This is a genomic window from Neobacillus sp. CF12 (assembly GCF_030348765.1).
In the GTDB taxonomy this organism is placed as follows: Bacteria; Bacillota; Bacilli; order Bacillales; family Cytobacillaceae; genus Neobacillus.
Genome location: NZ_JAUCEU010000007.1, coordinates 1577064 through 1590157 on the forward strand (window position 1 = coordinate 1577064; position 13094 = coordinate 1590157).

Here is a 13094-nt window from a genome sequence, read left to right on the forward strand (position 1 = left end):
AATCCGTAAAAATAAATGGGAGGTTCCTATGAAAAAACTTAAAATCGGTATTATTGGTTGTGGAAATATTAGTTCTATTTATATGGAAAACTGTCAGAAGTTCCCTCACCTCGAGCTAATTGCCTGTGCTGACATAGATATAGACCGAGCGCAGTTACAAGCTGAAAAGTTCGGTGTCCCTAGGGCTTGTTCCGTAGAAGAGTTACTGTCTGACCCAGCGATTGAACTTGTCATTAATCTAACCATACCTAAAGCACATGCCTCTGTTTGTATCCAAGCACTTGAAGCCGGCAAGCATGTTTATACAGAAAAACCACTCGCTGTGACACGTGAGGAAGGAAAACAAATTTTAGAAACCGCTAAGAAGCATAATCTTCTTGTTGGCAGTGCACCTGACACCTTCTTGGGTGCTGGTATTCAAACTGCTATCAATCTGATCGAACAAGGTGAAATTGGGGTACCAATTGGTGCATCTGCCTTCATGATTTGCCGCGGGCACGAACATTGGCATCCAGACCCTGCCTTTTATTATGATAATGGCGGCGGACCAATGTTTGACATGGGACCCTATTATTTGACAGCCTTAGTGGCTCTTTTAGGACCGATTACACGAATTACTGGTTCTACTCGTATTAGTTATAAAGAAAGGACTGTGCTTAGCACACCAAAAGCAGGTACTAAAATCGAAGTATCAACCCCTACACATATCTCAGGTGTGATCGATTTTGCATCGGGTGTAATTGGAAATATTACTACAAGCTTTGATGCCTTTGGCGGTACATCGCTGCCCCCTATTGAAATTTATGGCAGTGAAGGAACTTTACTAGTTCCTGATCCAAATACGTTCGGTGGTCCTTTGAAAATAAGGAAACGTGACGAAAATGAGTTTAAAGAGGTTCCTCTTGCTTATGGACATTCTCAAAACAATAGAGGGCTTGGCGTTGCTGATATGGCTAAAGCCATCCTCGAAGGTGGGAAATATCGAGCAAATAGCGAATTAGCGTATCACGTTTTAGAAGCGATGCATGGCTTCCATGATTCCTCAGATAGTGGTAAGCATTATATAATGGAAAGTACATGTGAGCGTCCTGAATCTGTGTCTCTGGAATTACAGGCTTAGTAATTCACTATAATTGAATCCTTTCACAAACCATAGGGCTCCCCAGTTTTGGAGAGCCCTTTTTACTATGAAAAGTCATACAATTGGTGCAGGTTGGTATGTAACGCTCCGAGTATTGTACCGTTACACTTCGTTTTTCGCTGTTCCAGGGAACGATTCTCTTAGTATTGTTCCCTTGACTCCTCCTTATCGCTGTACAGAGGGAACAATTCTCCAAGTATTGTTCCCTAGTACCCTCTTTTTCGTTGTTTAAGGGAACGAATCTCTTAGTATATCGTTCCCTCATCACTCAGCTATCTAGGCTCAAGAGAACAATTAAATAACAATGATTATATGGTGTTATTAAATTTAGCTAATCGAGACTTCTAATTACGAAGCTTCCTCAAACTGACTATTATAAAGCTCCGCATAAAAGCCCTTTTTCGAAAGTAATTCTTCATGATTTCCACTTTCAATTATGTCTCCATCCTTCATAACGAGGATTAAGTCCGCATTCTTAATCGTAGAAAGTCTGTGCGCAATAACAAAAGAAGTTTTTCCGATTGTCAATTTATCCATTGCCTGTTGAATCAACACCTCTGTTCGAGTATCCACCGAACTTGTCGCTTCATCTAAAATCAGCAATGGTTTATTATCAACCATCGCCCGTGCAATGGTAATCAGCTGTTTTTGTCCTGCTGAAAGATTTGCTTTATCGTCGAGAACAGTGTCATATCCCATTGGCAGGGTTTTAATGAAGTGGTGCAGCCCCACAGATTTGCAAGCAGCCACTACCTCTTCATCACTAACGCCATGTCTGGAATAGACAATATTTTCACGAATGGTTCCTTCAAACAGCCAGGTATCTTGTAGCACCATACTAAATAGATCATGAATGTCTTCCCGAGTGAGTTTATTGATTGGAACACCGTCAATCAAAATTTCACCACCATTGTATTCATAGAAACGCATTAGCAGGTTGACCAAAGTTGTCTTCCCTGCCCCTGTAGGCCCGACAATCGCCACTTTCTCTCCTGCTTTCGCACTTGCTGAAAAGTTTTTGATGACCATTTTATCCTCACTATAACCAAAGTGGACATTCTTAAACTCAACATCACCGATTGCACCTTCAAGCTTTTCTTTTTTATCACTTTCATTTGCAACTTCTTCTTCAGCGAGAAATTCAAACACACGTTCACTAGCAGCTGCTGTTGACTGAAGGTTTGTAGCAGCTTGTGCAAGTTGTGTAAGCGGCTGGGTAAATAGACGGATATAGAGCATAAAGGCAACGATTACACCAAATGAAATCATATTATTCACGGCAAGAACTGCCCCAACGATACAAACCACGACAAAGCCAAAATTACCAACAAACATCATTAATGGCATCATAAGTCCTGACATAAATTGAGATTTCCATGCACTCGAATATAGTCTTGTGTTAATCTCATGGAAAGTTTCCCGCGCATCTTTCTCTCCGTTATAAACTTTCACCACATTGTGGCCCGTATAAATTTCTTCTATATGACCATTCAATTTTCCTAACTCTTTTTGCTGCTGAGCAAAGTATTTTTGAGATTTTGAGATAATCAAAGTCATTAATCCAAATCCTACTATAGTAGAAAGGATTGCAGCAATGGCCATGATCCAATTGGTGTAGAACATCATAATGAGCGTACCCAGAAACATCGTTATGGCTGAAACTAGCGTACTTAAACTCTGGTTCATCGTTTGGCCAATCATGTCTACATCATTCGTAACACGGCTAAGGACGTCTCCAGTGCTTGTTGAGTCAAAGTATTTTAAAGGTAACCGGTTTATTTTGGTTGATAAATCACGTCGTAAATTCTTTGAAACACGCTGCGTGACCGTTGCCATAATGAACCCTTGAATATAATTAAATACAAATCCTAGGCCATAAAGGATTGCCAAAATTGTTGCGACATCGACAACAGCATCAAGATCAATGCTCGCCATCATTCCTTCTGTAATCAAATCTGTAATTTCACTAAGTAGATCTGGCCCAATTATATTGAAAACAGCACCTGCCATTGCAAGGATTAATGCAATAATAATAGCTGGTAAATATACCTTACAATAGGTAATGAGTTGTCTGATCGTTTTCTTGAAATCTTTTGTTTTACCACCAGGTCCTTCATTTCCACGGATGGATGTCATGTGATTTTTACTTTTTTTCTTACCCAATTTCAAGCTCCTCCTTTGACAACTGAGAATAAGCTATTTCCTGATAAACGCTGCAATTTTGCATTATTTCTTCATGTGTACCAATGCCGACTACTTCCCCTTCGTCCAGGACTACGATTCGGTCAGCATCCTTAATCGTACCGATACGCTGTCCCACTATTAATGTAGTAGCGTCATTTGTTTCCTTTTTGAGTTTTGATCGCAGAACTTGATCGGTCTTATAATCAAGCGCTGAGAATGAATCATCGAATATATATATTTCTGGTCCTCTATAAACTGCTCGAGCGATCGACAATCTTTGTTTCTGGCCGCCTGAAATATTGGTACCGCCCTGAGCAATAGCCGCATGATACTGGTCTTCCATTTTTTCCACAAATTCGGTTCCCTGTGCAATAGCAATGGCATTTTTAACAATTGTTTCATTTTCTGAAGTTTTTCCATTGTCCCCATAAGCAACATTGGAAGTAACGGTACCGCTGAACAATACTGCTTTTTGCGATACATACCCGATTTTTTTGCGTAACGATTCTTGGGTATATTGTTTAACATTCACACCATCCACCAAGACTTCTCCTTCAGTTGCATCAAAATAGCGAGGAATAAGGTTGAGCAGTGTACTCTTCCCACTGCCAGTAGAGCCGATAAATGCCACCGTTTCTCCTTTACTTGCCGTGAAACTAACATTGCGAAGGATATATTCGGCTGCATCAGGATATTTAAAACTTACATTTCGGAATTCAATTTCTCCAGAAAGACCATTTTTCCCTTCTGTCACGTTTCCATCAATGATGGTTGCTTCGGTATCTAGCACTTCCTTAATACGTTTTGCAGAAACAGAAGCACGTGGAAGCATGATAAACACAAATGAAAGCATCATAAATGCCATAATAACCTGCATGGCGTAAGACGAAAATACAATCATATCCGAGAACAAGGATAATCGATCTGGAAGTGCAGCAGCATTAATTAAGAATGCACCAATCCAATAGATTGCTAGACCCATTCCTGACATAATGATTCCCATTGTCGGCATCATAATCGCCATCGCCCGGCTGGTGAAAAGATTAGTATTTGTAAGCTCACTGTTGGCTTCTTCAAATTTCTTTTCCTGATATTTACTAGCGTTATAGGCATGAACAACGCGAATACCTGACAAGTTCTCCCTTGTTACACGATTCAAGTTATCTGTTAAACTCTGAATAATTTTGAATTTTGGCATGGCAACAAAAATAAGAATACACAGCATGAAAACTAGGAATAACACGGCAAATCCAGTAGCAGCCGTCCATTGCCAACTTTTCCCCATAATCTTAAAAACTGCCCAAACAGCTAAAATCGGGGCCTTTACAATTACTTGAAGTCCCATGGCAATAAGTAATTGAATCTGAGTGATATCATTCGTTGATCGGGTAATCAAACTTGCTGTTGAAAAGCCATTGATTTCTTCGATAGAAAAAGACATCGTCTTCTCGAACACCATTGCTCGAAGACGAACAGAGAAACCAGCAGCGACTTTAGCTGCGAAGAAACCCACAATGATAGACGCGATCATACTGCCAATTGCACACAAAAGCATATACCCGCCTTGCAGGAGAACATCGCTCATTTTACTTCCTTCTGTCTGTACCAGCATGGTGATTTCATGCATATAATCCGGAAGTTTTAAATCAAGATACACCTGTGTCACAATGAATACCAAACTAAACAGTATTAACAGGTATTCTTTTTTCTGTAAATATTTAAAAATTTGCAGCATGGTTTACCCCTCCTCTGAATCCTTTGTAATAAACCTAATAGTGTTAGATACTTTCCAAAAAATTAAGCAGACCCATTAATCCTGCCTGCATTCTTGTTCATTCATTTCATTGGTAATTTCTTTTATCCGTTTTATAATTCGAATCAATTCTAATGAATCATTTTCCCCAAGTTTCTGAAGTGTTTTCTGCATCATCGAAATCAGCTTATTATATTCTTCCATCATAAAGCTTTTACCTGATTCCGTTATGGAAACAATAACCATTCGTTTATCATTCTCATCCCTGTTCCGTTCAATATATCCCTTTTTTGCTAAACTGTTTAGAGCAGAAGCAACACGAGGAGTGGTGAGATCGAGTTTTTCACTAAGATCACCTGATGGAACCCCGTTTTTTCCAAAAGTAAGATACCCCAAAATTCTCCTTTCTCCATGAGAAAGATCGTCAACTTTTTTCTGAAACGGCAGTTTTGCTGTTCTAGTCATAATATGAAATAGCTCTTCCGCCAACGCTTTGTAGTCCATTATCAAACTCCTCCGTGAAATTATCTAATACTATTAGATAATATATTATTTTATTTTTATTTTGTCAATAAAATGGGCTTGCAAGGGTTATATTTGAATAATTATAAATTTACCTTAAACGCTCTGCTACAAATGCCATATCACCTAAAAACATTTCCCATAAGTTAGGTCGACGCCTTACTGCTAGTGGATGGTAAGCAACAGCAGTCTGATAGCCATCAACATTGTGCCAAGTACCTCGCATATTCTTAACTTCAGCTGCTGGGTCGTGAAAAAAGGATTGGACAGCCACATTTCCTAAACATAGAATAAGCTTGGGCTTTTTATGTTCGATTTGTTCTTTTAAATGAATCATACATATATGGCGTGTCTGTTCCTTTTCATAGGCTCGGACTGGTCTTCTTTTTAGAATGAAAGTTACGTAGAAGTCGTCCATTTTCATTCCTACTTCACTTGCAGCTTGTTGTAGGGTTTGTCGAGTGCCGCAGACAATTGGATTTCCTTCACGGTCTTCTCTGGCTCCCGGGTTATCTAATATAACCATAATTGGTGCATCTGGATTTCCTTCACCCCACACCATACGCGATCCATGTTTATATAGACCGCATTCACGACAATCTTTATAGGCCTCTGGGGTTGGTTCCTCTGGCCATAATTCCGAACAACATAGCATCCATCTCCTGGTACTAGTTTTTCTTTTGTTATTCTTTCCAATAATCAATCACGTACTCAACTTGATTTTTGGCTACGATATTTACCGCATAATATACGATATCCTTATATTTCATTTCTCGTATAGGATTTTTTGTAACATTATGCATATCTCTAAAAACTGCAATATCTGGCAGGGTAAATGCCACTAAAATAATAGCCCCTTTTCCATTAATCCCCCATGTCCCTTTCGTACCTAAAACTAGGGGTAAGGGTTTATCACGATTCTGTAGATAATTATATACCCACTCTTGTTCGCTAAAATTCATTTTATCCAAGCTTAGCCCTCCCCTTTTATTGTGCTCATCATTAGGTGGCCATTAAGGTACAAAAAAACAGCCAATAGAATTGGCTGCTACTGCCTTAACGATCAAGTCCCTTTTTATTCTTACCAACATTATCATTTGGTGAATCACCGGTACCATTTTTGCTGTTGCTATTAGGTGTACCATAAATTTGATTATCCGCTGTTACCTTTGCACCTGTTTTAAAATTATCTTTCGTTTTCATTCTGTCATCTCCTTTGGTAAGTCAGTTTTATTATCTATAGCGGGTAAAAGAAATATACCGAATTGGGTAACTTAATAATGGAGGTTATGAAAATGATTCTTTACCATGGCTCTATAAGATATTTTCAAAATTTCAATGAAGATACTGTCGTTCAAAACTTAAGTCACGATATCAATACTATTGGATTTTGGTTTACTTCAGACCACAATACAGCCAGACCTTTTGCATTTGGTTATGAGACAGTTATCGAAGAATCAAAGAGCGAGTTTTGGGAGAATGGAGAACCAAAGGTAATCCAATATGAAAGACCCGTTAGCGGCTTTATCTATAAAGTATATATAGATGACCCAAATTTAAAAATTTACGAATCGAATACAGAGGAATCATTTGATATGTTTATGAATGAACGAGACGTATATTGTGATTATTTAGGCGCCAAAAAAAGAAACGTTACATGGAAAGATGGTGCTATCCTTTTAAACAAAGAAGAAGCCAATACAGAATATCGTAAGAGCCTTATAAAACAGGGATACGCAGGCTTGTTAATACGTCAGGCGATGTTACATAATATGATCACAGATCTGTATTGTATTTTTTCAGAGGAATCTTTGCTTATAACAGAAGTCCTTCCTTTAGAAGTTTAGACAATTGCAATAAAAAAGTGCTCAGGAGATTATCCCCCTGAACACACTTTTAGCAGCACTATCTTTTTTCATTCCTTAAGTCTTGGTTTGGCAGGATCACAATTTGGCGGTTCAATGTTTGCCGATTCTGCTAATTTCATTAGGTAATAACATTCTTCCCGGTACATATGATCAGCCATTAACGGTGCAAATGTTCCCAATGCTTGGTTACTTAGTTCTAATTCTTCTAGTTCCGTTAAAAAATTTTGAAATAATTTAATTTCTAATTGAGCGTCATTCGTCATTTTTGTCAAAGCTGGAAAAGTCGTCAAATTGGTTCTTAAATATCCTGCCAGCTCTACTGCTTTTAGATAAAAACCTTCGAAATCCTTCTTAAAAGCCTTACTTTTCTTTCTTAATTGCTTTTCAACACCATCTAAATTCGAATATATAGCGTCTGAATGACCTGCAGCGTCTATTAACCACAGAAGGTGATGATGAAGTTCATGGTAAACGGGAGGCATTTCTCCCTCTTTTAAATGTTGTAAAATCCTTACATATTCCTCCAATTCATTTACCATATGATTTATGAATGTAGGTGAAAGGTGAATTTTGATTTTTCCAATAAGGTGTTTTCTTAAATTTGAAATCTCGTAATTTTAGTACCTCTGGTTCCACTTGAACTGTTAGTTGTGTCAGCGGTGAGGATTTTGAGCGTTCTAAAAGTGTATCAAATATGTTAATAAAATTGCTCGCCTGCTCAATCTCATCTTTTTGAATGGGTGCAAGTGATTCGAAAATAAACCTAGAATGATCACCTAATATTTGAAGCCAAAAACGGTGTTCAAACCTGGTTGACCTTTCAACAACTTCATTCATGACCATTCCTCCTAGGAAAAAATACCACACTAATTTGATATTTATTCTCCTAGGGCATGTCTAAAGAACAACGGATCTAGCTGATAATTACGTTTACTTACGTCTAACCGAATTTACTAGCGGATAACCGGATTTACTGGCGCATAACCGGATTTACTGGCGCATAACTTAATTTACTGGCGCATAACCGGATTTACTTGCGAATTTACGAATTTACTTGCGGATAACCATACATACTCGCACGCAATAACAGCGCATCAACAAACCTTTCCCAACGTTGTAAATCCTGTTCCTGCGGCCGAAGTTCAACCTTTAAAGTAGCAGCTAAGTTTGTGTGAACGTACAACATGTCACGAAATTGATCAACGGCACCACAAAACATTGGATAACAGCTATCACCTGTTCCAAATACACCAGTTGTCATATCTTTTCTACAAATTGATTCAAACGCTTTATAGAGTTGCCTCATTTCCTTTGGGATTTCACCATTTCCCCATGTGTAGGTACCGATAGCAACTGCATGATAGTGACATAAGTCAGGCACAGAAAACTCCTCTATACGATAAATAGATACCTGCACTGACTTCCTTAACAAGATTTGATAAAGTTCCTCTGCCAATTCTTTCGTGTTTCCTGACAGTGACGCGTAAACAATGGCAACGGACAAATTACAGTTCGTCAAATCCATTGGACTGTGAGACCTTTGAATAGGTTCTGGACTTTTGTTCAAAGAAATCCGACTTTGTCTCATTCATCATTTCATCTCCAAATATTTGAATCCAAGGCATCGGATTGTTTCTCTCTTTATATAAATTTTTCAAGCCAAGTTGTCTCAACCTTTTATTTGCTAAATATTCTACATAGCCTTCAAATTCCTCTAAATCGATTCCTTTGATTTCCGATAAAATATAATGAGCCCACTCTTTTTCCAACTCAACCGCCTCGTTAATGGTTTGGTAGATATATTTAGTATTCTCATCTGTATGAAGCCCCGGATTTTCTGTTAAAAGGATTCGAATAAATTGAGCAATAAAGTAGGCATGCTGCATTTCATCCCGTTGAATATAACTAATCATTGTACTAGTTTTCAGCATTTTTTGCTGACGTGCTAAATGATAGAAAAAAGCAAAGCCGGCGTAAAAGTAAATACCCTCTAGATTGATGGAGTTTACACATAAATCAAATAACGATTGTGACGTTGGATTTTGTCTAAATTCCTCATAGGCGTCTAAAATTAATTGATTTCGTTTTCGGACAATGTGATCACTTTTTGCTTGATTAAATCGTTCATTTTGTTCGCCAATGGGAATTAGCGAGCTTAGTATATAAGAATATGATTCATTATGAACGGCTTCTTGTTGTGAAATAACCGCAAAGATCGCTTTAAAACTAGAGTCACTTACATAATCCATTACTTGACTCATGGTAGGGGTCTGCAAGCTATCAAGTGATGCAAGCTGCGTATTAATACGCAGAAACACATCTTTTTCCTGATTACTAAGGAGATCCCATTGTTTAATATCATCCTGCATATTAATTTCCTGCGGTTTCCAAAAGTTTGATAATAAAGTTTGATATATATCGTACATTTTTGGATAGGCAATATCATTCCAATTTAGAATTCCAGACGACTTTCCATTTATGATTCCAGTGGATTTGTTTGGAAAGTCAGGATTTAATAATTTAATTTTGGTTAATGGTGTATCAATCATTAAATAAACCTCCTCCATTCTTCTCTACTAACTTTGACATGCTTCACATTCCTCGATTTCAGATTGAGAAGTACTTCTTATGTAATAAGTCGTTTTTAATCCCAGCTTCCATGCTTCTCTATGAAGATTTAATAACTCTACCGCTTTAATGTCATGACGAACGTAGAGGTTGAAACTAATCGATTGGTCAATATGGCGCTGCCTGGCGGCGTTTTGCCTTATACTCCATGTCTGATCTAAGACATGCCTAGTTCTTCGATAAAAGTTGTAACTGCTATGATCCAAGTCAGGTGCAGTTACTTTAAACTTGAAATTTTTTTTCTCCTCTGCGTATTCGACAGCATATAAAGGATCTATCCCATCTGTTGATCCACCAATCTTTGCAGTGGAAGAGTTTGGAGCAATCGCCATCATCCACCCATTTCGAACCCCATTCCTTGAAATCTCCTCCATCAATTGGTTCCAGCGATCAGATTTATACCCTTTTCGTTCAAAATACTTTCCTGATTGCCATTCTGAACCTTTAAATTTTGGATAGCTGCCTTTTTCCTTAGCCAATGCCATCGACGAACGAATCGTAAGGTAAGCTATATTCTCATATAGTCGATCTGCATATTCAACTGCTTCTTCCGATTCCCAATAAATGCCTTCTAACGCAAGAAGGTGATGCCAGCCAAACGTACCTAATCCCACAGGGCGATATCGCTTATTTGTCACTTCGGCTTGTCCAACTGAAATGGTATTAAGATCAATCACATTGTCTAGCATTCTCATTTGAATAGGAATTACTCTTTCTAGTACATTCCCTTTTACAGCTCTCGGCAGATTAATAGATGATAGATTGCAGACAACAAAGTCTCCTGGTTTTCGAGCAATAACAATATTTCCATCTTCATCCTTATATTCTTTTACAATGGTTGTCGCTGACATATTTTGCGTAATCTCTGTACACAAATTGCTGCAATAAATCGATGCAAGGCCATTTCCTCTTACATGTTTGTTTGGATTTTGACGATTTACCTCATCCCGATAAAACATATAGGGAGTACCGGTTTCTAATTGAGAGATCATAATCCTTGCCATAATATCCATTGCTCGATAGGTTTTTCGAGGAAGGAATGGATGTTTTACTGCTTCCTCATACTTTTCAGTAAAAAATTTTACATCACACTCATCATAAAAATCCTCTAAACCTAGGGGATTACCGTCTTGGTCCTTCCACCCCATAATTTGTTTTACTTGGTGTGGACAAAAGGTATGCCATACTCCAACACTTCTACCGTTTTCGTCTACCTCTTCTAATTTTTTCATAAATAAGTCTGGTATCGAAACGCCTGTAAAAATATCATGTGCCTTTCGTCTTTCGTCACCATTATTTGTTTTTAAGTCTAAAAAGCCATTCATAATATCTTTATGAAATACATCTAAATAAACGGCGATTGCTCCTTGTCTTTGGCCCAATTGATCCACACTCACAGCGGTATCATTAATAAGACGAATCCATGGTACCACCCCAGAGGAATTGCCTTTGAACTTTTTGATATCAGAACCTAAAGCACGTACCTTTCCTAGATATACACCTAGCCCGCCGCCGTCTTTACTTAATCTAGCAATATCCCAATTGTTCAAATAAATTCCATCTAACGAATCGTCTACTGTATCAATAAAACAGGAAGAGAGCTGCCCAAAACTTTTTCCGGCATTTGATAGAGTTGGTGTAGCAACGGTCATATACAAGTTGCTAAGTGCCCAGTATGTTTCTTTTACAAGGTTTAACCTGTTTTCCTTTTTTTCTTTTCTCATTAATGTCATCGCAATGATCATAAACCGTTCTTGAGGTAACTCATAGAGATTACCTTCGTAATCCTTTGCTAAGTAACGATCTGCTAGTAAAAATAACCCAATATAATTAAACAAATGATCCCGTTCAGACGTTATTTCTGCCCCTAATTGCTGAATTTCTTCTTTTGAATAATCTTGCAATAGTTCCTCAGAGTAGATTCCGATTCTAGTTAATTTAGTAATCAAAGAATATAGGTCTCCATATTTGTTTTCTAGCTTGTACCCCCTGCTGCTTGATGCATTCCGATAAAGTTCCTGTAAATATAGATTTGCCGCTAGAAAGGTCCAGTTTGGGTCGGTCATTGAAATTTGATTTAATGCATAAAAAAGTGATTGTTCAAATATGGATGAGTCTTCAAGACCAGCGATCTTATCAACTAATTCAGTTGTGTCCAGATTATATTTTTCAGAAACTCTTTTCACTGCTGCTAAAACTGAATCTCTCTCTGAATAAATACTGTTTACTACCATACCAATTCCTCATTTCCTTTCGTTTGACTTCGTGAGAGAAACGACAAAAAACCCATCAATGAAGATGGGTTTGATAACGTGGAATAATCTATCATACAGGCTCGATCCCTGTAATAGCAGGATACCCTCGTTATATCTTCCCAGCTCCCGAAGAAGATAATACGTAATAGAAATGGCAGGTCTCCTGACTTGTGCATCGCCCTACTCTAATCCCTTCCCGTCGTAGAGACAGTGGATATGATTATTTCGTCAGCACTTACAGTTGCGGGTACAGTTCTGGTTTCTCATCCAGATTCCCTTTTAAGTCTATACAGACACCATTTATATTGGTCATTATCTATATTTAGTGTTTAAGATATTAATCACCACTAAATATTGTATGTTCCCAACTATAATATACTAATTCCATTTTGACAATAACAAAAATTAATTCTCTGAAAATTATGTACGAATGATTTTTTATATGTTATATTAATTGGCAATTACATATCGTGTAAGAATTGGTGCCAAGCTGAGGCTTGGCTTAATAGGGAAGAACGGTGCAAGTCCGTCGCTGTCCCGCAACTGTAATTCGGAGTAAATCACGCTATACCACTGTCTTTTGACGGGAAGGTGTGAGGATCATTGATGAAAAGCCAGGAGACCTGCCAATTTGTAGTACACACCAGATACCTACGTGGAAATAGGCGGTGACATTCATTTGTACGACAAACGAGTTATGAGTAGTATTGTTTATGCCTGATATTAAACATACCTTTAGCTTG

General features: G+C 38.0%; 12 protein-coding genes, 1 pseudogene and 2 riboswitches. Of the genes and pseudogenes, 3 read left to right on the top strand and 10 right to left on the bottom strand.

What is annotated here, in order from left to right; all coding sequences use genetic code 11:
* Positions 1 to 28 precede the first annotated feature (28 nt).
* Positions 29 to 1120 (top strand): Gfo/Idh/MocA family protein, encoded by a 1092-nt coding sequence (locus QUG14_RS07690; RefSeq protein ID WP_289339930.1) that lies wholly within the window; start codon positions 29 to 31, stop codon positions 1118 to 1120.
* A gap of 67 nt (positions 1121 to 1187) precedes the next feature.
* Complete coding sequence (locus QUG14_RS07695; protein WP_289339931.1) at positions 1188 to 1373, top strand: hypothetical protein; 186 nt, start codon at positions 1188 to 1190, stop codon at positions 1371 to 1373.
* 116 nt (positions 1374 to 1489) lie between these two features.
* Here the strand turns inward: QUG14_RS07695 and QUG14_RS07700 are convergent, their stop codons facing one another.
* The 6 genes from QUG14_RS07700 to QUG14_RS07725 form a co-directional block, all read right to left on the bottom strand.
* On the bottom strand, positions 1490 to 3277 hold the full coding sequence (locus QUG14_RS07700) for an ABC transporter ATP-binding protein (RefSeq protein ID WP_289344094.1): 1788 nt from the start codon (positions 3275 to 3277) through the stop codon (positions 1490 to 1492).
* A gap of 19 nt (positions 3278 to 3296) precedes the next feature.
* Positions 3297 to 5060 (bottom strand): ABC transporter ATP-binding protein, encoded by a 1764-nt coding sequence (locus tag QUG14_RS07705; RefSeq protein WP_289339932.1) that lies wholly within the window; start codon positions 5058 to 5060, stop codon positions 3297 to 3299.
* 75 nt (positions 5061 to 5135) lie between these two features.
* Entirely contained in the window at positions 5136 to 5582 is a 447-nt protein-coding gene (locus QUG14_RS07710) for a MarR family winged helix-turn-helix transcriptional regulator (RefSeq protein ID WP_289339933.1), read from the bottom strand.
* Between the two features lie 109 nt (positions 5583 to 5691).
* Complete coding sequence (locus QUG14_RS07715; RefSeq protein ID WP_483310797.1) at positions 5692 to 6255, bottom strand: uracil-DNA glycosylase; 564 nt, start codon at positions 6253 to 6255, stop codon at positions 5692 to 5694.
* Between the two features lie 28 nt (positions 6256 to 6283).
* Positions 6284 to 6571, bottom strand: coding sequence for a hypothetical protein (locus QUG14_RS07720; protein ID WP_289339935.1), 288 nt, complete (start codon positions 6569 to 6571; stop codon positions 6284 to 6286).
* Between the two features lie 85 nt (positions 6572 to 6656).
* The gene (locus QUG14_RS07725; RefSeq protein ID WP_165979062.1) at positions 6657 to 6803 is read right to left on the bottom strand and encodes a hypothetical protein; all 147 of its coding nucleotides are present in this window, start codon (positions 6801 to 6803) and stop codon (positions 6657 to 6659) included.
* A gap of 92 nt (positions 6804 to 6895) precedes the next feature.
* Between QUG14_RS07725 and QUG14_RS07730 the strand changes: the two genes are divergently transcribed.
* The gene (locus QUG14_RS07730) at positions 6896 to 7447 is read left to right on the top strand and encodes a hypothetical protein (RefSeq protein WP_289339936.1); all 552 of its coding nucleotides are present in this window, start codon (positions 6896 to 6898) and stop codon (positions 7445 to 7447) included.
* 68 nt (positions 7448 to 7515) lie between these two features.
* Here QUG14_RS07730 and QUG14_RS07735 read toward each other — a convergent pair.
* The 4 genes and pseudogenes from QUG14_RS07735 to QUG14_RS07750 form a co-directional block, all read right to left on the bottom strand.
* Positions 7516 to 8305 (bottom strand): annotated as a pseudogene (locus QUG14_RS07735) (DUF2935 domain-containing protein).
* Between the two features lie 205 nt (positions 8306 to 8510).
* Positions 8511 to 8993, bottom strand: coding sequence for a flavodoxin domain-containing protein (locus QUG14_RS07740; RefSeq protein WP_289339937.1), 483 nt, complete (start codon positions 8991 to 8993; stop codon positions 8511 to 8513).
* A complete protein-coding gene (locus QUG14_RS07745; protein ID WP_289339938.1) occupies positions 8974 to 10017 on the bottom strand; it encodes a ribonucleotide-diphosphate reductase subunit beta in 1044 nt (347 codons plus the stop codon). Before QUG14_RS07745 ends, QUG14_RS07740 begins: the two co-directional genes overlap by 20 nt.
* Positions 10018 to 10044: 27 nt before the next feature.
* A complete protein-coding gene (locus tag QUG14_RS07750) occupies positions 10045 to 12330 on the bottom strand; it encodes a ribonucleoside-diphosphate reductase subunit alpha (protein ID WP_289339939.1) in 2286 nt (761 codons plus the stop codon).
* Between the two features lie 157 nt (positions 12331 to 12487).
* Positions 12488 to 12667: riboswitch (cobalamin riboswitch) on the bottom strand.
* Positions 12668 to 12814: 147 nt separating this feature from the next.
* Positions 12815 to 12996, top strand: a riboswitch (cobalamin riboswitch).
* The last annotated feature ends 98 nt before the right edge of the window (positions 12997 to 13094 follow it).

What these genes read in the sequence shown, in the direction of transcription:
- QUG14_RS07690 (WP_289339930.1), top strand. Translation starts at nt 29, where the DNA reads ATGAAAAAACTTAAAATCGGTATTATTGGTTGTGGAAATATTAGTTCT.
- QUG14_RS07695 (WP_289339931.1), top strand. Translation starts at nt 1,188, where the DNA reads ATGAAAAGTCATACAATTGGTGCAGGTTGGTATGTAACGCTCCGAGTA.
- QUG14_RS07700 (WP_289344094.1), bottom strand. Translation starts at nt 3,277, where the DNA reads ATGACATCCATCCGTGGAAATGAAGGACCTGGTGGTAAAACAAAAGAT.
- QUG14_RS07705 (WP_289339932.1), bottom strand. Translation starts at nt 5,060, where the DNA reads ATGCTGCAAATTTTTAAATATTTACAGAAAAAAGAATACCTGTTAATA.
- QUG14_RS07710 (WP_289339933.1), bottom strand. Translation starts at nt 5,582, where the DNA reads ATGGACTACAAAGCGTTGGCGGAAGAGCTATTTCATATTATGACTAGA.
- QUG14_RS07715 (WP_483310797.1), bottom strand. Translation starts at nt 6,255, where the DNA reads ATGCTATGTTGTTCGGAATTATGGCCAGAGGAACCAACCCCAGAGGCC.
- QUG14_RS07725 (WP_165979062.1), bottom strand. Translation starts at nt 6,803, where the DNA reads ATGAAAACGAAAGATAATTTTAAAACAGGTGCAAAGGTAACAGCGGAT.
- QUG14_RS07730 (WP_289339936.1), top strand. Translation starts at nt 6,896, where the DNA reads ATGATTCTTTACCATGGCTCTATAAGATATTTTCAAAATTTCAATGAA.
- QUG14_RS07740 (WP_289339937.1), bottom strand. Translation starts at nt 8,993, where the DNA reads ATGGATTTGACGAACTGTAATTTGTCCGTTGCCATTGTTTACGCGTCA.
- QUG14_RS07745 (WP_289339938.1), bottom strand. Translation starts at nt 10,017, where the DNA reads ATGATTGATACACCATTAACCAAAATTAAATTATTAAATCCTGACTTT.
- QUG14_RS07750 (WP_289339939.1), bottom strand. Translation starts at nt 12,330, where the DNA reads ATGGTAGTAAACAGTATTTATTCAGAGAGAGATTCAGTTTTAGCAGCA.